Below are 21,457 nucleotides of genomic sequence, written 5' to 3'. Positions count from 1 at the left end.
AGCAGCCGTTACCGCAGAAACGGATATGTACTCGGTCTGATCCAACATCCTGGTCGGCCCGGAGGCCGCCATCGGGGGCAAGCCCCCTCCCACACTTGACTGTGTTCACACATCAAAATGTGGGGGAGCCCCATAGACTCACCTCGGTCTCAAGCTGTCGCCGCCGCAGCCGGCACCTCCACCGCACTCAACCCCTCCTTCATCCGCTTGGCATCACGCACAAAACTGCGCGAAGCCTGGAACAGAAACAGCATGGTCAGAAACAACGCCACCGGAATCAGGTACATGGCGTCATGCAACCCCACCGCCTTATAAGCCTCGGTCATCTGCTCCGCCCCCGCCGCGTACATCGCCGCATGGGCAAAGTGATCAGACAGCCCGCCCACCACGATCGGCCCCATCCCCCCACCCAGCAGATACAGCCCGGCAAAGAACAACGCCATCGCCGTGGCCCGCAGGCGCGGTTCAACCACGTCCTGGATCGCGGTGTACACGCAGGTATAGAAGTTGTACGCAAACAGCCAGCCCACGCTGAACAGCAGGACGAACACCCCGATCTCGATACGCCCGGCATGCAGTGCCCAGGCGGTGGTGACCGTGGAGATGATCAGGCTGCACGCGGCGAACAGCAGCCGGCCATTGGCGACCCGCTGGTGGATCTTGTCGGCAATCCAGCCGCCCAGGGTCAGGCCCACCAGACCGGTCAGGCCGACGATCACACCGGTGGCCACCGCCGCCTCCTGCAAAGGCATCAGGAAGTAACGTTGCAGCATCGGCACCAGGAATGAATTGCACGCATAGGTAGCGAAGTTGAAGCACAGTCCGGCCAGCACCAGCCACAGGAAAGTCGGCACCGCCAGTACACGGCGGATCGGGCGGTCGACGCGCGCCTGGGACACTTGCACCGATTCGGCAGCGCCGCGTTTGGGCTCTTTGATGTAGAACATGAACACCGCGAGGATCAGCCCCGGCACGGCAGCAATAAAGAACGGCGCACGCCAGCTGTCGAACGCCTTGACCATCGCGCCGATGGTGAAAAATGCCAGCAACAAGCCCAGCGGCAGGCCGAGCATGAAGATCCCCATGGCGCGTGCGCGGCGGTGGGCGGGAAACAGATCGCCGATCAACGAATTGGCGGCGGGGGCATAGCTGGCTTCCCCGATGCCAATGCCCATGCGCACCAACAGGAAGCTCCAGAAACTGCCAACCAGGCCATTGATCGCCGTCAGCCCGCTCCAGGCAAACAGGCCCCAGCCCATCAGTTTGCTGCGCGAACCCGTGTCGGCCAGGCGCCCCAGCGGCAGCCCGGCGATGGCATAAACGATGGTGAAAGAGGTACCGATGATGCCGAGCTGGAAGTCGCTCAGATGCCACTCCATGCGGATCGGCTCGATGATGATCGCGGGAATGGTGCGGTCGAAGAAGTTGAACAGGTTGGCGAGGAACAGCAGGAACAGAATGCGCCAGGCATTCGCCGCTTGGGTCGAGTTCTGCATGGGTCCGTCTCTTTATTGTTATGAGAGCTGCGATGCCCACTGCATCCTGCTCAGGTTGCTGCAACATAGTCAGGCTCGCGGCGCTTGTCTGTAATGATTCGTAAAGCTGATAGGGCGTGATATCCCCGAAACTACGGGATTTTCCCTACGAAAATATATATAGGCGCCCCCCTTCCCAACGGCCATGACCCGGATAGAATGGCGAGCCTTCCCGCAGTCCCCCCTTACCTACCCTAATCGATGACGCCCATGTCCGAAGCCAGTCCGTGTCTGAGTTGCGGTGCCTGCTGTTCACACTTCCGTGTGTCTTTCTTCTGGGGCGAATGCGCCTCATCGGGCGGTACGGTGCCCGATGATCTGGTGGTGCAGATCAACCCCACCCGCGTGGCGATGATCGGAACCGACCAGAAGCCCGCACGCTGCTGCAGCCTCGAGGGCGAAGTGGGTAAAGGCACGCGTTGTTCCATCTATGAACAGCGCTCAAGCCCCTGCCGCGAATTCGACGCCTCGTGGAGCCAGGGCGTGCAAAACGTCGATTGCGATGCCGCCCGTGCCGCCTTCGGTCTGGCGCCCCTCCAGGAGCGACCTTTCGAACTGGATCTGCCCATCAGCGCTTAGCATCAAACGCGATGGGCGGCATGCAAAAAGAATTGAATCAAAGTGCCATTATTCATGGAAAATCCCGCGAGGCTTCTATACTCGATCTCATAGGTCATCGCCTCAGGCGGTGACGCGACGCTATGACGGGACTCGCTATGGAATGGCTGGGGTTGCACTTTTTCACCGACCTCCCAGACAACGGGCACTTATTACTCAATTGCAGTCATAACCCCTTTCTGGTGCTACTGGCTTACCTGGTCGCCTGTGCGGCGGGCTTCGGCACGCTGGACATGGCCGAACGCGTCGGTCATGTGGAAGACCCCACCGCCCGCCGCCGCTGGCGTTGGTTGGGCGCGGGCTGCCTGGCGGGCGGTATCTGGTCGACGCATTTCATCAGCATGCTGGCATTCCAGGCGCCTATCGCCATTCATTACGAACTGCTCATGACCTTCGTCTCGCTGGTCATCGCGCTGATCGCTTCGCTGTTCGCCATGCAAACCCTCAGTCACGCGCACCTGCGCTTGCACCAGTACGTGCTGGCCTCGGTGTGGATGGGACTGGGCATCGCCCTGATGCACTACGTCGGCATGTCGTCCATGCGCTCCCAGGCGCAGGTGTACTTCGAATCCGGGCTGTTCATGGCGTCGGTGGCGATTGCCATCGGCGCGAGCCTCGCGGCGTTGTTGCTGTCGAGCTACCTGCGCAACGGTGCCGGCGTCTTTCACCAATTGCTCAAATACGCCGCCAGCCTGGTGCTGGGCGCCGGCATTCTGAGCATGCATTTCACCGGCATGGCGGCCATGCAAATGCTGGTACCCAATGGCGTGAATCTGTCACTGCCGGTGGATAACAACCCCATGCAACTGGGCCTGTCGGTGGCGGTGATTACCTTGCTGGTGATCGGCAGCAGCGTCAGTGCGGCCCTGGCGGACAAAAAACTGCAACACAAGGAGCGCGACCTGCGCCGGGTCAATGCGCTGCTCAGCGAACTGGACCAGGCCCGTGCCTCGTTGCAGCAGGTCGCCCATTACGACGCGCTGACCAGCTTGCTCAACCGACGGGGCTTCAATCAGATCTTTGCGGAAAAGGTCGCTGAAAAAACGGCTTCCAACGGCATGATGGCGTTGATCTTCCTCGACATTGACCATTTCAAACGTATCAACGACAGCCTTGGGCACGATGCCGGCGATCAATTGCTCACCGTGCTGGCCAGCCATATCAAAAGCTCGGTGCGCAGCCATGCCGACGTGGTCGCGCGTTTCGGCGGGGATGAGTTCTGCATCCTGATCACTATTCATCACCGCGACGAAGCCCGGCGCCTGGCCCAGCGCATCATGCAGCAGATGAAAGAACCCATCGAACTGGCGGGCCGGCGTATGGTGATGACCACCAGCATCGGCATCAGCCTTTTCCCGGATGACGGCCAAACGTGCGAAGAGCTGCTGAAAACCGCTGACCTGGCGCTATATCAATCCAAGGACGCCGGGCGCAATAACCTGAACTTCTTCAGTTCCAACCTTAAAACCCGCGCATTCCTGGAACTGCAACTGGAAGAAGAACTGCGCGCCGCCTTGCGTGCACGCAACGAACTGGTGCTGTTTTATCAACCGATCTTCGACATCAAGCTCGGCAAGGTCACGCGCCTGGAGGCCCTGGTGCGCTGGCAGCACCCCCAACATGGGCTGCTGACCCCGGACCGGTTTATCGGCATCGCCGAGAACAACGGCTTGATCGCCGAACTGGATCACTGGGTATTGCGCCAGGCGTGCCATGATTTGAGCCTGCTGTCTGACCGGGGCTACACCGAGTTGACCATGTCCGTGAACTGCTCGGCCCTGAACCTGGCACGGGACGAACTGGCCGATGAAATCGAAGCCGCCCTGCGCTTCGCCGGCGTGGCGGCCAACCGCCTGGAACTGGAAGTCACCGAGAATGCGCTGATGGGCAACATCAGCAGCACCCTGGCGCTGCTGCGGCAAATCCGTGCCTTGGGTGTCTCCCTGGCGATCGACGATTTCGGTACCGGTTATTCGTCCCTGGCCTATCTCAAGCGCCTGCCGATCAACACCTTGAAGATCGACCGCTCCTTTATCCAGGACATTCCCAAGTCCACCGCAGACAGCGAGATCGTCCAGGCGGTTATCGGCATGGCTCATATCCTGCACTTGCAGGTGGTGACCGAAGGGGTGGAAACCCAGGCGCAGTTCGAGCTATTGCTCAAGCACGATTGTGACTTTATGCAGGGCTACCTGCTTAGCCCGGCGGTGCCCTTCAATGACGTCATCGGCGTGATCCAGGGCATCGCGATGCGCAACCCGCTTTACCCGTCCAGCATGGAGGGCAGCAAAGACGCCCCACCGTCAAAAGACCCTGCCCCGGCGCGTATCGGCCCGCCGTCTATCGTCAGGCCGATTCGCTGAGGCGCCGCCAGTGCGTCTCATGGAACCATAGCCACACCAGCAAGACGGCCTGATTCAGCGGGCCTATCGGATAATTTTAAAGATAAATACCTGGGCCTGTTGCGGCGCACGAGCACTACGCTGAATGCCCCCTACCAGGTTTATCAGTTTATTGGCTTGCACCGCAGAGCGGACGAGTCCAGTGCTGGTCATTAACGAGGGGTTATAGAGTTGAAAGCTGTTTGTCCTGACGAACGTCTCGCTGACATTGACGCAATGCAGGCAATACAACGTAACGTCGCCTGCCCGCTGAAAGAACAATCGGGTGGAAGACGACAATGACTCTACTAAATCAACACGAGCCACATGCCTCATCGCCTCGACCATCAGCGGCCTTAACGTAGCAGGTCCTGGGCGGGTGATCGCGTGGTGAAGATGTGGGTGAAGGGCATTGAATGAGAAATCCAAGCGCCCAAAAGCGCCCGATCGCACATCCTCGGTCACTCGACCGATGTTGTACCTGGGATTTGCTCCTGCGACCGAACCACGGTACTCCATCATTGATATAGGATCGTTTGACCGGAACGCCCCTGTGCGCCATTCGCGCAAAAAATTCATATTTGAATAACTAATAGAGGCGAACTCTGTAAACATCGCCCTGACAAGCTGCACCTGACTCCCGGGCGTCAGTTCAGGGAAAATATCGGCAGCATAACTCACCAGGCTTTTCTCGAACGACATCAGATTAGAAACATGCCAGGTCGACGTAGCGCGATTATACGTAGCCAGCCTGGGCTGCTCGGCGGGATTATGACGCAACATGAGTTCGAAGCTATCAAAGGTGTTGTAGGCGCTGTCAGGATTGCGCACATAAAACGGCGGCGTCAACGTGATCTCACTCTTATCAGTGAGCCTGTAGTAAGCACCCTCTACCTTGATAAAGTTGCCCTCTTGGTGCCGCCACCAAGTGCCAGGAACATTCTTATACCGGTATATTGAAGGGTGGCCAGGATGAACTTCCAATACTGCGGAATTAATGACTTTACCCCAGGTTTTCCAATGATTGCTCTGGATGACACTTGCGCGAACGGGGGTCACGGCAACAGGGGCTGCACCTGCTATCTGGTCAATACCCTGCATCCGCAGTCGGGCCTGATCAAGAGGCACTATAAGATACTGATGAAACTCGCTTGGAATCTCTCTTAAAAACGCCTGTTGCAGAGGGGCCTGACTATCCCACAGTCGCCTCGAGAAACGAAGCTCCCAGGCTCTTTCAGCGCCCGCAGGAAACTGAAACGAATCCAGCACTCTCCCCGCTGCTTGCGGCCCCAGATCAGGATACAAACGCATCAAGTCATCCCGCGCCATTCTAGAGTGAACGCCACCTTTCAACCCTATTTCAGGGGAACGGATGACCCACTCGTTCAATGTATTCTGTGCAATGGGCGGCAGGTGATACGAGTGCTCTGCCGAACGACGTGGTTTTTGTAGACGCCAGGTCTTGGCACCCGAGACTTCATCATAGGTAACCTTGTACCACTGGCCCTTTTCATGCAAAAAGTGCTGGCCGGGTTTTGCACCGTTTCCCGCTCGGGTGTAAATCCCCTTGCCTTCCCAACCCACCAACGGGGTAACGTCTTTAGGCACAGCCCTGAGTGCCCTATCAGAGGGTAAGCCCGCGTGCCCAGGCACCCCGCCCACACGCACCGGTGCAAACCCTATGGCGCCGTCCACCAGCGCACCGATCAGATGGCTGAAGGCCCTGACAAACTCATAGCTCGCCGCCACACTGTCGTCTTTTTGCAAGGCCTCAACAGCCTGGTTCAAGGCAAACGCGCTTCGTACAAGACCGATGACAAACGTGATTCGCACCGGCAAAACCGCCAAGGCCACCTCTACCACACCTTCGACAATGGTCCAGACGCTGCGGACATCCGCTTCATGAGTACTGGTTGAGTTACGGTTAGCCTTTTCGATGGCGTTGCGCGCCTCGATGTCATAGGCACGCTCAAACACATGGCGGGTAATGTTCAAGTAGTCGAATTCGGTGTAGTAAATACCACTTGCCAGCTTCCTGCGTAACCTTGGCTGATAGGCACCTTCCATATTGTCGAACAGATAATCATGCCAGGCGCTGTTATTGATAAACCGCTCAAGCAACTGTGTGCTGCTCTCATACTCGTGAAATACCCGGCCACCCGGAGCCCGAGGGGTATAGACGACCTTGGAATGAATCGTTGAACTGGCAGAACGGAATACCAAAACGCCGCGCACCGCGATATCACGGATAACCAACGCCGATACAATGACTCCGTGCCCACCCACTGTGGCCCGCTGATCGGTCTGCGTGGGGTGATCAAGTACACTTTTGACCCAGTGGTAGGCGCGGTCCAGCGAATCAGGCGAATAGTCTCCGGCAATTTTCGCCTCAAGCGCATCGACCCTCAGTTGCTTTTCCATGACCCGCACAAAGTCTTTCTTTAAACTCTGCGCTTCGTGAGACGTCAACAAACGCGCTGTGAGAAACCCCTCGTAGGCGCTGCCAATATCCAGCTCACGCACCAAGTCTTTGACGTGCTGCGGGGTCAGCTCTGTATAAGGCTGGTTGTTCAGACTTAACCTGGATTTATCAACAAAGACCTGGTCGAAATACTCGACGTTCTCCACTGCCAATTCGGTCAGGGTCTTCGTTTGGACTTTATAGCGAGCCTGACCTGTTTGAGGATTAGGCCTGGCACCTGAAAAATAAATGCCACCGGCAGGATTGGGCCGTCGAATGGTCACCCGGATGTCGTCCGGATCTGCATCAATGCCATATTGGATCTCGAGCACTTCCGACAGCCGTGTCCTGCTGTAATCCAATAGTGCTGTACGGTCACCAAACTGTGAAATAGAGGGCAAGCCGTCTGCGGCGCAAGCACTTTGCAGCACCTGCAGATAGTCACGCGTCGCTGCCGCCCACGCGGCTTTATCGGTTTCCGAGGCCGTCCTCAAAAACGCGTTAAGCTCTGCTTTTGACCGCTTGGTTTCCCGAGCCATCAACACGCCGCTCAAGCTGAACAACTTGCTCATGTCAGTCGTGAGATCCAGGCTGTCCGGTAATTGGCTCATGTCGGTCTGCACACCGCGAGCCTGGTACACGCCCACCATGAACATGAAGTCTTGAATCAACTTCTGATATTGAGACTCCACACTGGCGCTGAACACCGACTCCAGAATTTCCGTGTAGTCAAAGCAGTCCGCTTGCTGCACCTTGTTGCGAAGGGTCGTCGCACGTTCACCGTATCTGTCCGCCAGAAGTGCAAAAACACTCTCGAACTCATGATCCTTATTGAGCCGACGGTGAAGTTCCTTATCCAGAAGGGCCAATGAGGCGAATGCCTCCAGCCCTTGGTTGGGTGTGAACAACACGACAAAACCAACATTGGCATCGGTCTGGATCGGGCGAATGCTGGGGGGCGGGAGCGTCGCGGTAATATCTGACTCAGAATATGACGGGTCCCGAGAGGTCAGCACCAATGCGCCATGCAAGGGCATATTCGGCGACTGGCTGCCATCTCTGAGCGCCAATGCATAGGCAGCGGCCCTGTAAGGCCTGCCTTGACGGGCAGACGCATCGGAAAATGCCAGAAACTCTTCAACCAACAACACGCCACCCGAGTTCAGCGTTCCGTCACCCCTGAGCAGCGTAGCCTCCACGCGTAGCTGATCCTCACGCCTTGAAATAACCTTTTGCTTGTAGGAGCGGGCGCTTCCCTCAAGCGTTTTATTCCAGAAGGTATCAAGATGAGCCTGGTAAGCAGTCTCCAGCGAAACTGCAACGTTATCGACAAAGGTGTCAAAGGCAGCCGGTGTCAGCGATGCGGGTAAATCTTTATCGTCCTCTTCTCCCCGACCGAAGCTGAAGGTAGTCAAGCGACTGGCAAACGATGCAGGCTGTTTATCTACGATTCTGCGCACCACCGCATCCAACACGCTGGGCAGCAGAACAACGCTGACGTCTGCTGGAATCACCACCTCGTCATGAGTATGGCTGGTGATGAAAATTCGATTGGATTGCAGTGGTTTCTCGCTGGAGGTAAACGCAGCGTTAAACGAATGATTTACAAAGGACAGAAATGACGGTCGCTGCCTGAGCATTAGAAGCTCTTGGTCGATCCACTCGAGTCTTGTCCGATAGTGAGTCTGGTAATCGTTGTCCTGAGCCAATAGAAGACTGAGGGAGGGTGAAGATGACCGAGGTTGCATAGCTGAGCCTTAAGACCTAAAAACTCAGCGTGACATCGCGCCTCTTCCGGCAGGTGCTCTATATATAGCCTGGGGCAACCTCAGCATCTCTCACACCAAGAAACAATTAACTTCAAGGATAACCTTCAGCTTAACTGTTCCCGTGACGTGCGCGTCAGGGCGCGCTGTGACCTTTCTTCACGGCAAGATGCCATCACTGCGCTGGTAGTTACTGCACTACACACTTTTTTCAACGCAAAACGCGCACCCTTTTTGTGCGGTCTTTTCTTATGCTGCCCTTTCCTGGATCAGAATCCACGGTGAAACCACCACCGCCCACAAGCTCGGATCACGTTCAACCAGGTCCAATGCCCGCGTCGCAGACACTTCGCCAAGGCTCCCCGCAGCCAGCCAGGCAGCGACTTTGTCGCGGTTGTCTTCGGCCATTCCCTCGGCCGCTTCGATCAAATCAAGGCCGGCGTCGACCCACAATAGGGCACCCTTGGCAAAGAACGGCTCGAGCTCTTTCCAGGAAATTTCCGCGGTTTCCCCGAGCAGCTTGGCATAGAGGGTGCTAGGTTCTTGCGTCATGGGAGTTCACCTGAGTAAAAAATCGGCGCAATCATAGCCCCGTAACTCAGGCAGAAAAACCCAGTAGCAAATGAGCTGGCGATTGAAAGTGTCGGAAAAGCCACGGAATGCTTGAAAGGCTGGCATGACCCCGCCGCAATTCTGTCTTTTTCTTTCATTTAAGCGACACAACTCGGTTTTGCCCCCGGCAGCCAGCTTTTCAAGCGATCAACCGGCGCTCTACACTGTACCGGTACAGTTGCCGGGGCAATGCCGGGGGGATATCCGCGATATCTGATCCGGTTCTGCAGCTCACAAGGCCGCTAGAACTATAAAAAATACAACAGTAAGAGTGGAGCACTATGAATAAGGCTACTAAGCAGATTTCCAAACTGTTTGCCGCTATGGTCCTGGCTGGGGTTGCCGGCCATTCGTTCGCAGCCGATACCATCAAGATCGGTATCGCAGGTCCCAAGACCGGTCCTGTAACGCAATACGGCGACATGCAATTCATGGGTGCCAAGCAGGCCATCGCCGACATCAACGCCAAGGGCGGCGTAGACGGCAAAATGCTTGAAGCCAAGGAATACGATGACGCTTGCGATCCGAAACAGGCCGTTGCCGTAGCCAACAAAGTGGTCAACGACGGCGTCAAGTTCGTGGTCGGTCACCTCTGCTCCAGCTCCACTCAGCCAGCGTCGGATATCTATGAAGACGAAGGCGTGATCATGATTACCCCGGCCGCCACCAGCCCGGAAATCACCGCCCGTGGCTACAAACTGATCTTCCGCACCATCGGCCTGGACAGCGCACAAGGCCCGGCGGCCGGCAACTACATCGCCGACCACGTGAAGCCGAAGATCGTGGCCGTACTGCACGACAAGCAGCAATACGGTGAAGGCATCGCCACTGCGGTCAAACAGACCCTGGAGAAGAAAGGCACCAAGGTTGCCGTCTTCGAAGGCCTGAACGCCGGTGACAAGGACTTCTCCTCGATCATACAGAAACTCAAGCAAGCCAACGTCGACTTCGTCTACTACGGTGGCTACCACCCTGAGCTGGGCCTGATCCTGCGCCAGGCCAAGGAAAAAGGCCTGAACGCCAAGTTCATGGGCCCTGAAGGCGTCGGCAACGACTCCATCTCGCAAATCGCCCAGGGCGCTTCCGAAGGCCTGCTGGTGACCCTGCCGAAATCCTTCGACACCGACCCTGCCAACAAAGCCATCGTTGAAGAGTTTGCCAAGAACAAGCAGGACCCGACCGGTCCGTTCGTGTTCCCGGCCTACTCGGCCATCGAAGTGATCGCCGGCGGTATCAAGGCCGCCAAAAGCGAAGACACCACCAAGGTGGCCGAAGCCATCCACGCCGGTACCTTCAAGACCCCTACCGGCGACCTGAGCTTCGATGCCAAGGGCGACCTGAAGGACTTCAAGTTCGTGGTCTACGAATGGCACTTCGGCAAACCAAAAACTGAAGTTTCCCCTCAGTAAGCCAGGCATTACTGGTCAACAAGCCCACTGTTCAAGCAGTGGGCTTTGTTTTACGAGGTTTATGGGCCATGGCACCCGCGATCCGGGCGCTGGCTCACCTGAAAATCTTAAAACCGTCACCAGCGGTTCGCTGGCAAACGCTTTGTGCAACCTGGTCACAGAACAGGGCACCGAGCCGGAAATGACTCCACCAGTGAAATGCGTATCGGGTTTTTAGGAGCGCTGTAATGCCTGAGATCTATCATTTTTTCCAACAGCTGGTTAATGGCCTGACCATTGGCAGCACCTATGCCTTGATAGCCATTGGCTACACAATGGTCTACGGCATCATTGGAATGATCAACTTCGCCCATGGCGAGGTGTACATGATTGGTTCCTACGTGGCCTTCATCGCCCTCGCCGGGCTGGCCATGATGGGTATCCACTCCCTGCCGCTGTTGATGACCGCTGCGTTCCTTGCGTCGATCGTCGTGACCAGTGCCTATGGCTACAGTATCGAGCGTGTTGCCTACCGCCCCTTGCGTGGCAGCAACCGATTGATCCCGCTGATTTCCGCCATCGGCATGTCGATTTTCCTGCAGAACACCGTATTGCTGTCCCAGGACTCCAAGGACAAATCCATTCCCAACCTGATTCCGGGGAGCATTTCCTTCGGCCCCGGTGGTGCGCAGGAAGTGCTGATCTCCTACATGCAGATCCTGGTCTTCATCGTCACCCTGGTGGCCATGCTCGGCCTCACGCTGTTCATTTCCCGCTCCCGCCTGGGGCGCGCCTGCCGGGCCTGCGCCGAAGACATCAAGATGGCCAACCTGCTGGGCATCAACACCAACAACATCATCGCCCTGACCTTCGTGATCGGTGCTGCGCTGGCGGCGGTCGCTGCCGTGCTACTGAGCATGCAGTACGGCGTGATCAACCCCAACGCCGGTTTCCTGGTAGGCCTCAAGGCCTTTACCGCGGCGGTACTGGGCGGCATCGGCAGCATTCCGGGCGCCATGCTCGGCGGGCTGGTGCTGGGCGTGGCCGAAGCCTTCGGTGCCGACATCTTCGGTGACCAGTACAAGGACGTCGTGGCATTCGGCTTGTTGGTTCTGGTGTTGTTGTTCCGTCCGACCGGCATCCTGGGCCGTCCGGAGGTTGAGAAAGTATGAGCAGATATCTTAAATCGGCGTTTTTCAGCGCCTTGCTGGTATGGGCCGTGGCCTTTCCGGTACTCGGCCTCAAGCTGAGCATTGTCGGCATCAACCTGGAAGTGCATGGCACCGGGCCGCTGACGTTGAGCATCATCGCGGTGTGTTCGGTTCTGATGTTTTTGCGGGTACTGTTTACCCACCAGCTTGGTGGGTTATTCAAACGCAATCGTGGTCCGTTGGTTTCACCCAAGGTCAGCCAATTCCTGACCCTCCCGCGTACACAGCGTTACATCATCATCGCCCTGATCGCCGCCGCCCTTGTATGGCCGTTTTTTGGCTCCCGAGGTGCGGTGGATATCGGTATCTTGATCCTGATTTACGTGATGCTTGGGCTGGGGTTGAACATTGTGGTGGGCCTGGCGGGGTTGCTCGACCTGGGTTACGTAGGCTTTTACGCTGTTGGCGCTTATACCTACGCACTGCTGTCGCACTACCTCGGCTGGGGCTTCTGGATCTGCCTGCCAATTGCCGGAATGATGGCTGCCACCTTCGGTTTCCTTCTGGGTTTCCCAGTGTTGCGACTGCGCGGCGACTACCTGGCAATCGTGACGCTCGGCTTCGGGGAAATAATTCGTCTGTTTCTTCGCAACCTGACCGACCTCACCGGTGGGCCGAACGGCATAAGCAACATTCCCAAGCCAACGTTTTTCGGTCTTCCGCTCGATAAAACTGCGCCTGATGGCGGACAAACGTTTCATGAGTACTTCGGTTTGGTTTACAGCGGATCTGACAAGATAGTGTTTCTCTATCTGATTGCGCTGTTGCTGGTGCTTGCGACCTTGTTCGTGATCAATCGCTTACTGCGCATGCCGATCGGCCGAGCCTGGGAAGCATTACGTGAGGACGAAATAGCCTGCCGGGCGCTGGGTATGAACCCGACAGTAATCAAACTCTCGGCATTCACCCTCGGGGCGACATTCGCCGGTTTTGCCGGCAGCTTCTTTGCTGCACGTCAGGGGCTGGTTACACCTGAGTCGTTTACCTTCCTCGAGTCAGCAATCATTTTGGCGATTGTCGTATTGGGCGGAATGGGTTCACAACTGGGCGTTATTCTGGCTGCCGTGGTAATGACGTTGCTCCCGGAACTGATGCGCGACTTCAGTGAATACCGCATGTTGATGTTCGGCGCCCTCATGGTGCTGATGATGATCTGGCGCCCTCAAGGCCTGCTGCCCATGCAACGTCCACACATGGAGCTGCGCAAATGAGCCGCGAGATCCTGAAAGTCGAAAATCTGAGCATGCGCTTCGGCGGATTGCTGGCGGTCAATGGCGTTGCCCTGACCGTCAAGGAGAAGCAGGTTGTGGCGCTGATCGGCCCGAACGGCGCCGGCAAGACCACGGTGTTCAACTGCCTCACCGGTTTCTACAAGCCGAGCGGCGGCAATATCCTGCTGGACGGTCAGCCGATCCAGGGCCTGGCCGGTCACGAGATTGCCCGCAAGGGTGTGGTGCGCACCTTCCAGAACGTGCGTTTGTTCAAGGACATGACGGCGGTCGAGAACCTGCTGATCGCCCAGCATCGTCACCTGAACACCAACTTCTTCGCAGGCCTGTTCAAGACCCCGGCGTTCCGCAAGAGCGAGCGCGAGGCCATGGAGTACGCGGAATACTGGCTGGACAAGGTCAACCTCACCGAGTTCGCCAACCGTCCGGCCGGCACCCTCGCCTACGGCCAGCAACGTCGCCTGGAAATCGCCCGCTGCATGATGACCCGCCCGCGGATCCTGATGCTCGACGAACCGGCGGCCGGCCTGAACCCCAAGGAAACCGAAGACCTCAAGGCGCTGATCGGCGTGTTGCGTGAGGAAAACAACGCCACCGTGCTGTTGATCGAACACGACATGAAACTGGTCATGAGCATTTCCGACCATATCGTGGTGATCAATCAGGGCACGCCGCTGGCCGACGGGACGCCGGAGCAGATCCGCGACAATCCCGAAGTGATCAAAGCCTATCTGGGGGAAGCGTAAAATGCTGCAATTCGAAAACGTTTCCACTTTCTACGGCAAGATCCAGGCCCTGCACAGCGTCAATGTGGAAGTGCGCCAGGGTGAGATCGTGACCCTGATCGGCGCCAACGGTGCCGGCAAGTCCACCCTGCTGATGACCCTGTGCGGGTCGCCCCAGGCCCACAGCGGCAGCATCCGCTACATGGGTGAAGAACTGGTGGGCAAGCACTCCGCCGAAATCATGCGCAAGAGCATTGCGGTGGTACCGGAAGGCCGTCGCGTGTTCTCGCGCCTGACCGTGGAAGAGAACCTGGCCATGGGCGGGTTCTTTACCGACAAGGGCGATTATCAGGAACAGATGGACAAGGTGTTGCACCTGTTCCCGCGTCTCAAGGAACGCTTCAGCCAGCGTGGCGGCACCATGTCCGGCGGCGAGCAGCAAATGCTCGCCATCGGCCGCGCATTGATGAGCAAGCCCAAGCTGTTGCTTCTGGACGAGCCCTCCCTGGGCCTGGCACCGATCATCATCCAGCAGATCTTCGACATCATCGAACAACTGCGCAAGGACGGAGTGACCGTGTTCCTGGTGGAACAGAACGCCAACCAGGCACTGAAAATCGCCGACCGCGCCTATGTGCTGGAGAACGGCCGGGTGGTGATGCAGGGCACTGGCGAGCAGCTGCTGACGGATCCGAAGGTGCGGGAGGCGTACCTGGGCGGCTAAGATCCGGTTACTGAGTAAACTGGATCTAAATGTGGGAGGGGGCTTGCCCCCGATAGCGGTATATCAGTCACATGTCCTGTGCCTGACACACTGTCATCGGGGGCAAGCCCCCTCCCACATTTTGCTTTGCGTAACGTGAAAAAATTTCGACTGATCTTGTAACGAACCCCTCCCCTCTCTCTCTAGTGGTGCAAGCAGGCAATCGAGCCTGCTCTTTCAACCCACTGCTGGAGACACACCATGACCACCAAACTGTCCGCCGCCACCCTCGTCCTGGCCCTCGGTTCGGCCCTGAGCCTGTCTGCCCTGACCACCACCGCCCATGCCGCCGACGACATGCAGAAATGCTTCGGCGTCGCCGAGGCCGGCAAGAACGATTGCGCCGCAGGCGCCGGTACTTCATGCGCCGGTACCTCTAAAACCAAAGACCAGGCCAACGCCTGGAAACTGGTCCCAGCCGGTACCTGCCTCAAAACCCCAAGCACCACCTCGCCGACCGGTTTCGGTCAGGAAGCAGCCTTTACCGCCAAGTCCTGAATCCCGAAAACCCTGAGGACTGATGATGACGCTTTCACTCTCTCCCACGGTCTCACCGGCTCAGGTGCCCGGCCTCCCCCACAGGGCCGGGCTGGGGCTGAAGACCGAGCACCTCCAGGAAGTGCTTGAGACCCGCCCCGACATCGGTTTCTTTGAAGTGCACGCCGAAAACTACATGGTTGCCGGCGAGCCTTTCCACCACCACCTGGGCTTGATCCGCGAACGCTACCCACTGTCGCTGCATGGGGTGGGGCTCTCCATCGGCGGCGAAAGTCCACTCAACCCTCAGCACCTGGCAAGGTTGGCCAGGCTGATCGATCGCTATCAACCCCACTCATTTTCCGAACACCTGGCCTGGTCCAGCCACGGTCCGGTATTTTTCAATGACCTGCTGCCCCTGGCCTACGATGCGCAAGCGCTGGCTCGTGTCTGCGAGCACATAGATCAGCTGCAAGACACACTCAAGCGGCCGATGCTGCTGGAGAACCCGTCGACCTATGTGCAGTTCCAGCGCTCCACCCTGGACGAAACCGACTTCATCAGCGAAATCGTCCGGCGCACCGGCTGCGGTTTGCTGCTGGACGTGAACAACGTCTACGTGTCGTGCGTCAATCATCAACGTGATGCGCTGGCCTACCTCGATGCCTTGCCTTTGCATGCTGTCGGCGAGATACACCTGGCCGGCTTTGCCGAAGACACTGACAGCCTGGGCGACCGACTGCTCATCGATGATCACGGCGCGCCGGTCGATGATGCGGTGTGGCGGCTCTACGCACAGGTGCTCGAGCGCACGGGGCCGGTGGCCACGCTGATCGAGCGCGATAACCGGGTGCCGGCCTTCAGCGTGCTGCACGCCGAGGCCCGGCAAGCCGAATGGCATCTGTCGCGGGTGATGTCATGAGCCTTCAGGATGCGTTCGCCAACGCCCTGCTCGCAGCGCACGACTGCTGCCCGGATGGCCTGTTCAGCAGCAACGGCGCCGACCCCGCCAGCCGCTTTGCGGTGTATCGCAACAATGTCCATGGCTCGTTGATCAATGCGTTGGCAGCCAGTTATCCGGTGACGATGCAACTGGTGGGCGATGAATTCTTCCGTGCCATGGCGGGCCTTTTTATCCAGGCCAACCCGCCTGGCAGCCCGTTGATCAACGAGTACGGCAGCAGATTGGCCGATTTTATCCAGGCATTCGAACCGGCCGACAGCGTGCCTTACCTGGCGGATGTCGCACGGCTGGAGCGCCTGCGGGTGCGTGCCTATCACGCAGCCGACACGCCGGCGCTGTGCCAGCAGCACATTCTTCAGCACCTGCAGGGCCAGGAAAACCTGGGGCAGTTGAGCCTGCAATTGCATCCATCCCTCGCCACCTTGCGCTCACCCTATGCGGTGGTGGCGGTATGGGCCGCTCACCAGGATGACGGCGATGTCACGGGTTTCAGCCCCTGGCCTGCGCAAAATGCGTTGGTGTTGCGCCAGGGGCTGGCGGTCAAGACCTTCGCCATCGACAGCGGCTCGGTGAGCTTTATCAACTGCCTGAACCAGGGCACGGGGCTGGAAATGGCGGTGGAGCATGCCTTGCAGGCCTCGTCCGAATTCGACCTGCATCGGTGCCTGACGCTATTGATCCGTCACGACGCCATCACTCATTTACACCTGGAACAAAAGGTATCGCCATGAACCGTTCCGCTGCCGGCCTGCTGAAACAAGCCATCGACCTTTTCGAAAAAATCCCCTACAGCCTGATCGCTTTTATCGCACGCTTCTCCATTGCGGCGGTGTTCTGGAAGTCCGGGCAAACCAAGGTTGAAGGTTTTGCCATCGATCTGATCAACGGCACCTTCGAACTCGGCGAACCTCGATTTGCCGCCTCGACCTTGCCACTGTTTCGCAGCGAATATCACGTCCCGCTGTTGTCCGCCGAAGTCGCCGCGCACCTGGCGGCGTTTGCCGAGCACGTTTTTCCGGCGCTGATCCTGCTGGGATTGGCCACGCGATTCTCGGCCCTTGCCTTGCTTGGCATGACACTGACCATTCAGTTGTTTGTCTATCCAGACGCTTACCCCACCCATGGCACCTGGATTGCGCTGTTATTACTGCTGGTGGCCAAGGGCCCGGGCCGGTTATCCATCGACCATTGGATCGCTCGGCACTACCGCTGAAGGCGATCCAGCGTTGCACCGCTGCGCTTGAACCAGTCCACCAGGTAGTCGGCCAGCACCTGGGTGCGTCGCGGCAGGCCACCTTGATAGGGATGCACCAGGTACATCGGCTGGCTGCGCGTCTGATAGCCACGCAACAGCGCGCATAATCGACCATCGGCCAGTTCCGCCGGCAGCAGGTAGGACGGCAGGCGAGCGATACCGGCGCCCACCAATGCGGCCTTCTTCAAGAGGTTGTAGTGGTTGGACGCGAAGGTGCCGCTCACTCGCACACGCAATAGCTCGTGCTGCTGGTGATACAGCCATTCCTCGCGGCCGCTGTAGTGGCTGTTGAGCAAACAGGTGTGGCCCGCCAAATCCGCCGGGCACAGCGGTTCGCCGTGCTGTTGCAGGTAGGCCGGGCTGGCGCAGGTCATCTCGTGCCAGGCCAACAGCGGCTTGACCACCAGGCGCTCGTTCTCGATGGCCCCCGAGCGCACGCCCAGGTCGAACCCGTCCCGCGCCAGGTCTCGATAGCGGTTGTTCAGTTCCAGCTCGATCTGCACCTGGGGGTACTGCTTGGAAAACTCAAGCAACAAGCCATCGAAGAACGTCTCTCCCAGGGAAACCGGAACCGTCATACGCACGGGACCGGCCAAGTCATCCTTAAGCCGCGCCAAGGCCTGACGCGCACGTTCCACCTGCACCCCCAGCGCCTGTGCCTGGGGCAGCAATGCGGCGCCTGCGGCGGTCAGGCTCAGCTTGCGCGTGGTGCGATGCAACAGCACCACCGCGAACTGCGCTTCCAACTGGCTGATCCGCTTGGACAATTGCCCCTTGCTGCACCCCAGTTGCTCGGCCGCCAGGGTGAAACTGCCGGCTTCGACCAATACGGCGAAAGCCGCCAGATCGTCCATTTCGCTCATCGATTGTTTCAAAATGAAAACCAACGGTTGCCTATTAGCGCGTTTATCCAGGGAAAAAGCCACTCTAGACTTAACCTTCATCTAACCCCTGGAGGAACAGCACGATGAAAATTCTTTTGATTGGTGCCAGCGGCACGATCGGTTCAGCCGTCAAGGCCGAGCTGGCGCAGCGCCACGACGTGATCGCCATCGGCCGCAACAGCGGCGACTTCCAGGTCGATATCAGCGACAGCGCCTCGATACGCACGCTGTTCGAGCAGACCGGCAAGTTCGACGCGCTGATCTGCGCGGCAGGCAGCGTGAACTTTGTGGCGCTGGGCGAGATGAGCGCAACCGACTTCGAACTGGGCTTGCGTGACAAGCTGATGGGCCAGGTCAACCTGTTGCTGATCGGCCGGGAGTTCGCCAATGACCGCGCGTCGTTTACCTTTACCAGCGGCATTCTGAACCGTGATCCGATTCGCACCGGCGCCTCGGCGGCGCTGGTCAACGGCGCGCTGGACGCCTTCGTCAAAGCAGCGGCCATCGAACTGCCCCGGGGGTTGCGCGTCAATTCGGTGAGCCCGACGGTACTGGTGGAAGCCATGGACAGCTACGCCCCGTATTTCCGTGGGTTCAAACCGGTGGCCGGCGCCGAAGTGGCTTTAGCCTACGCGAAAAGTGTCGAGGGCTTGCAGACCGGTCAGACCTTTATCGTGGGCTGAGTTTCAGCGTTGTAAGAATCGCCTGAAGCTGGGCTGCGGGCTTGTGATGCGGCGCGAGCCTGCGTAACGTGACGGCACTTGTCTGGAGACCGAAAATGCGTGCCGCCTCGACCCTTACCTTGCTAGCCCTGTTCCCCTTGTTTGCCGCGTGCCAGATGTTCGACAGCGAGCCGGCCAAGCTGTCTACCGCCGGGCTGACCCGCATGCAGGGCGAATTGACAGCGGTTGACGGCAAGCTGCTGTTCCAGCCCTGCGGCGACCAGCGCAACTACGTGGTCAACGATACCGCCGGTACCAGCATCCTGCAGGAAGCCGCCTCCCTGGCGGGCCAGCAAGGCACGTTGTTCGCCGACTTGCGTGGCAAGTTCTCCGGCGTCGCCAGCGGCACCCAGGGCTCGGTGGACCTGCAACAGCTGTACCGCGTCGAGCGCTCGACATCGGCCTGCAACGATGCGGACTTCAAACGCATGATCCTGCGGGCAAACGGCCATAAGCCGGCCTGGGCGATGAGCGTCACGGCCAAGGGCATGGTGCTGGAGCGCGAAGGCCAACCCCCACTGGCGGTGCCTTATGTTGAAGAGCAACTGGGTGATGGGCGCTTCAACCTGATGACCGACGCCAATAACCAGCACATCGAATTGTGGGTCGCCCCGCAGCGCTGCGTCGACAGCGTAAGCGGCAGCCTGCAACACATGAGCGCCGAATTGCGTGTCAACGGCCAGGTACAGCGTGGTTGCGCGGCATTTGGCGGCTCGCGGGACGACTGATTGTCACCCGCACTGTTTTAACCTGACGGAAAAACCCTATTGGGGCTTATAATCGCCGGTTTGCAAAACAGCCGGCTTCTTGCCCGCCGCCTACCGGATCCTGTCATGTTACGAATCACCGAACTCAAGCTGCCCATCGACCATCCCGAAGAAGACCTGCGGCCTGCCATCGTGCAGCGCCTGGGCATCGCCAGTGATGACCTGCTCGATTTCACCCTGTTCAAGCGCAGCTATGATGCCCGCAAGAAGTCCTCGGAACTGTGCTTCATCTACACCGTCGACCTCAATGTGAGGAACGAAGCCGCCCTGCTGCTCAAGTTTGCCGATGATCGCAACGTCAATCCGGCGCCGGATGTCAGCTACCACGTGGTGGGCAAGGCACCGCAAGGCCTGGTCGAACGGCCGGTGGTGGTCGGTTTCGGCCCCTGCGGAATCTTCGCCGGGTTGCTGCTGGCACAGATGGGTTTCAAGCCGATCATCCTCGAGCGTGGCAAGGAAGTGCGCCAACGCACCAAGGACACCTGGGGCCTGTGGCGCAAAAGCGTGCTCAACCCCGAGTCCAACGTGCAGTTCGGCGAAGGCGGCGCCGGGACCTTCTCCGACGGCAAGTTGTACAGCCAGATCAAGGACCCGAAATTCCACGGGCGCAAGGTGCTGCACGAGTTCGTCAAGGCCGGCGCGCCGGAGGAGATTCTGTATGTCAGCAAACCGCATATCGGCACGTTCCGCCTGACCGGCGTGGTGGAAAACATGCGCCAGCAGATCATCGCCCTGGGCGGTGAAGTACGCTTCGAGCAACGGGTCACCGACGTACTGATCGAAGATGGCCAGTTGAATGGCGTAGTCCTCGATGGCGGCGAGCACATCCTTTCCAGGCACGTGATCCTTGCCCTGGGCCACAGTGCCCGCGACACCTTCCGCATGCTTCACAGCCGTGGCGTGTACATGGAAGCCAAGCCGTTTTCGGTGGGGTTCCGGATCGAGCACCCGCAATCGTTGATCGACGCCGCACGCCTGGGTAAATATGCCGGGCACCCGAAACTCGGTGCCGCCGATTACAAGTTGGTGCATCACGCCAAAAACGGTCGCTCGGTCTACAGCTTCTGCATGTGCCCCGGCGGCACCGTAGTGGCAGCGACGTCGGAGCCCAATCGCGTCGTGACCAACGGCATGAGCCAATATTCGCGTAATGAGCGCAACGCCAACTCAGGCATCGTGGTCGGCATCACGCCCGAGGTTGACTACCCGGGCGGGCCGCTCGCCGGTATCGAACTGCAGGAGCGCCTGGAGTCGCATGCTTACGTGCTCGGCGGCAGTAATTACGAGGCCCCGGCGCAGTTGGTCGGCGATTTCATCGCAGGCAGACCGTCCACGGCCATTGGCAGCGTGGAACCGTCCTATAAGCCGGGGGTATCGCTGGGTGACCTGGCCCTGGCCTTGCCGGACTTCGCCATCGAAGCCATCCGCGAAGCCTTGCCGGCATTCGAGAAGCAGATCAAAGGCTATTCGCTGCACGATGCGGTCTTGACCGGTATCGAGACGCGCACCTCATCGCCGCTGCGGATTACCCGTAATGAATCGATGCAGAGCCTGAATGTGAAAGGCTTGTTTCCGGCCGGTGAAGGCGCGGGTTATGCCGGGGGCATCCTCTCGGCAGGCGTCGATGGCATTCGGATTGCCGAGGCCCTGGCGCGGGACATGCTGGGCATCGAAGCCTGAGAACGCTGTTGTAAACCTG

The 21,457-nt window shown here is 58.7% G+C and carries 18 protein-coding genes; 14 read left to right on the top strand and 4 right to left on the bottom strand.

Annotation, left to right across the window (positions count from 1 at the left end; translation table 11 throughout):
* Nucleotides 1-149: 149 nt before the first annotated feature.
* Nucleotides 150-1,496, bottom strand: coding sequence for an MFS transporter (locus PspCFBP13528_RS06715; RefSeq protein WP_065952025.1), 1,347 nt, complete (start codon nucleotides 1,494-1,496; stop codon nucleotides 150-152).
* Nucleotides 1,497-1,745: 249 nt separating this feature from the next.
* On the opposite strand from PspCFBP13528_RS06715, the gene PspCFBP13528_RS06710 reads away from it, so the two are divergent.
* Together PspCFBP13528_RS06710 and PspCFBP13528_RS06705 are read left to right on the top strand one after the other, a co-directional pair.
* On the top strand, nucleotides 1,746-2,114 hold the full coding sequence (locus PspCFBP13528_RS06710; RefSeq protein WP_065952026.1) for a YkgJ family cysteine cluster protein: 369 nt from the start codon (nucleotides 1,746-1,748) through the stop codon (nucleotides 2,112-2,114).
* Between the two features lie 137 nt (nucleotides 2,115-2,251).
* On the top strand, nucleotides 2,252-4,516 hold the full coding sequence (locus PspCFBP13528_RS06705; RefSeq protein ID WP_137199849.1) for a bifunctional diguanylate cyclase/phosphodiesterase: 2,265 nt from the start codon (nucleotides 2,252-2,254) through the stop codon (nucleotides 4,514-4,516).
* Nucleotides 4,517-4,579: 63 nt separating this feature from the next.
* Here the strand turns inward: PspCFBP13528_RS06705 and PspCFBP13528_RS06700 are convergent, their stop codons facing one another.
* Together PspCFBP13528_RS06700 and PspCFBP13528_RS06695 are read right to left on the bottom strand one after the other, a co-directional pair.
* Entirely contained in the window at nucleotides 4,580-8,635 is a 4,056-nt protein-coding gene (locus PspCFBP13528_RS06700; RefSeq protein ID WP_137199843.1) for a DUF6543 domain-containing protein, read from the bottom strand.
* Between the two features lie 375 nt (nucleotides 8,636-9,010).
* Nucleotides 9,011-9,313, bottom strand: a complete 303-nt coding sequence (locus tag PspCFBP13528_RS06695; RefSeq protein ID WP_017530446.1) for a DUF2288 domain-containing protein — start codon at nucleotides 9,311-9,313, stop codon at nucleotides 9,011-9,013.
* 341 nt (nucleotides 9,314-9,654) lie between these two features.
* Here PspCFBP13528_RS06695 and PspCFBP13528_RS06690 point away from each other — a divergent pair, with 341 nt between their 5' ends.
* From PspCFBP13528_RS06690 to PspCFBP13528_RS06650, 9 genes are all read left to right on the top strand, one after another.
* Nucleotides 9,655-10,782: a branched-chain amino acid ABC transporter substrate-binding protein gene (locus tag PspCFBP13528_RS06690; protein WP_137199842.1), complete on the top strand. Its 1,128-nt coding sequence runs from the start codon at nucleotides 9,655-9,657 to the stop codon at nucleotides 10,780-10,782.
* A 227-nt stretch (nucleotides 10,783-11,009) separates the two neighbouring features.
* Entirely contained in the window at nucleotides 11,010-11,933 is a 924-nt protein-coding gene (gene livH / locus PspCFBP13528_RS06685; protein WP_065951982.1) for a high-affinity branched-chain amino acid ABC transporter permease LivH, read from the top strand.
* Nucleotides 11,930-13,183 (top strand): high-affinity branched-chain amino acid ABC transporter permease LivM, encoded by a 1,254-nt coding sequence (locus PspCFBP13528_RS06680; RefSeq protein ID WP_065886144.1) that lies wholly within the window; start codon nucleotides 11,930-11,932, stop codon nucleotides 13,181-13,183. The genes livH and PspCFBP13528_RS06680 overlap by 4 nt, the downstream gene beginning before the upstream one ends.
* The gene (livG, locus tag PspCFBP13528_RS06675; protein WP_065893410.1) at nucleotides 13,180-13,947 is read left to right on the top strand and encodes a high-affinity branched-chain amino acid ABC transporter ATP-binding protein LivG; all 768 of its coding nucleotides are present in this window, start codon (nucleotides 13,180-13,182) and stop codon (nucleotides 13,945-13,947) included. The genes PspCFBP13528_RS06680 and livG overlap by 4 nt, the downstream gene beginning before the upstream one ends.
* Before the next feature lies 1 nt (nucleotide 13,948).
* The gene (locus PspCFBP13528_RS06670; RefSeq protein WP_065932826.1) at nucleotides 13,949-14,650 is read left to right on the top strand and encodes an ABC transporter ATP-binding protein; all 702 of its coding nucleotides are present in this window, start codon (nucleotides 13,949-13,951) and stop codon (nucleotides 14,648-14,650) included.
* A 240-nt stretch (nucleotides 14,651-14,890) separates the two neighbouring features.
* Complete coding sequence (locus PspCFBP13528_RS06665) at nucleotides 14,891-15,187, top strand: DUF2282 domain-containing protein (RefSeq protein WP_065932827.1); 297 nt, start codon at nucleotides 14,891-14,893, stop codon at nucleotides 15,185-15,187.
* 22 nt (nucleotides 15,188-15,209) lie between these two features.
* Nucleotides 15,210-16,088 carry a DUF692 domain-containing protein gene (locus PspCFBP13528_RS06660; protein WP_137199841.1) on the top strand — a complete coding sequence of 293 codons (879 nt, stop codon included), beginning with the start codon at nucleotides 15,210-15,212 and terminating at the stop codon, nucleotides 16,086-16,088.
* A complete protein-coding gene (locus PspCFBP13528_RS06655) occupies nucleotides 16,085-16,861 on the top strand; it encodes a DNA-binding domain-containing protein (RefSeq protein ID WP_137199840.1) in 777 nt (258 codons plus the stop codon). Before PspCFBP13528_RS06660 ends, PspCFBP13528_RS06655 begins: the two co-directional genes overlap by 4 nt.
* A complete protein-coding gene (locus PspCFBP13528_RS06650; RefSeq protein ID WP_137199839.1) occupies nucleotides 16,858-17,343 on the top strand; it encodes a DoxX family protein in 486 nt (161 codons plus the stop codon). Before PspCFBP13528_RS06655 ends, PspCFBP13528_RS06650 begins: the two co-directional genes overlap by 4 nt.
* Here the strand turns inward: PspCFBP13528_RS06650 and PspCFBP13528_RS06645 are convergent.
* Nucleotides 17,334-18,248, bottom strand: a complete 915-nt coding sequence (locus PspCFBP13528_RS06645) for a LysR family transcriptional regulator (protein WP_137199838.1) — start codon at nucleotides 18,246-18,248, stop codon at nucleotides 17,334-17,336. The genes PspCFBP13528_RS06650 and PspCFBP13528_RS06645 overlap by 10 nt on opposite strands.
* Nucleotides 18,249-18,352: 104 nt before the next feature.
* Here PspCFBP13528_RS06645 and PspCFBP13528_RS06640 point away from each other — a divergent pair, with 104 nt between their 5' ends.
* The 3 genes from PspCFBP13528_RS06640 (at nucleotide 18,353) to PspCFBP13528_RS06630 (ending at nucleotide 21,438) form a co-directional block, all read left to right on the top strand.
* Nucleotides 18,353-18,952, top strand: a complete 600-nt coding sequence (locus PspCFBP13528_RS06640; RefSeq protein ID WP_137199837.1) for a short chain dehydrogenase — start codon at nucleotides 18,353-18,355, stop codon at nucleotides 18,950-18,952.
* 95 nt (nucleotides 18,953-19,047) lie between these two features.
* Complete coding sequence (locus PspCFBP13528_RS06635; protein WP_065951980.1) at nucleotides 19,048-19,719, top strand: hypothetical protein; 672 nt, start codon at nucleotides 19,048-19,050, stop codon at nucleotides 19,717-19,719.
* Between the two features lie 105 nt (nucleotides 19,720-19,824).
* On the top strand, nucleotides 19,825-21,438 hold the full coding sequence (locus PspCFBP13528_RS06630) for an NAD(P)/FAD-dependent oxidoreductase (RefSeq protein WP_137199836.1): 1,614 nt from the start codon (nucleotides 19,825-19,827) through the stop codon (nucleotides 21,436-21,438).
* Nucleotides 21,439-21,457 lie beyond the last annotated feature (19 nt).

The sequence above is a fragment of the Pseudomonas sp. CFBP13528 genome, from assembly GCF_005233615.1.
GTDB classification, from domain to species: domain Bacteria; phylum Pseudomonadota; class Gammaproteobacteria; order Pseudomonadales; family Pseudomonadaceae; genus Aquipseudomonas; species Aquipseudomonas fluorescens_AM.
Note: the sequence above shows the minus strand (reverse complement) of the source record. Positions and strands in the feature narration are given on the sequence as shown.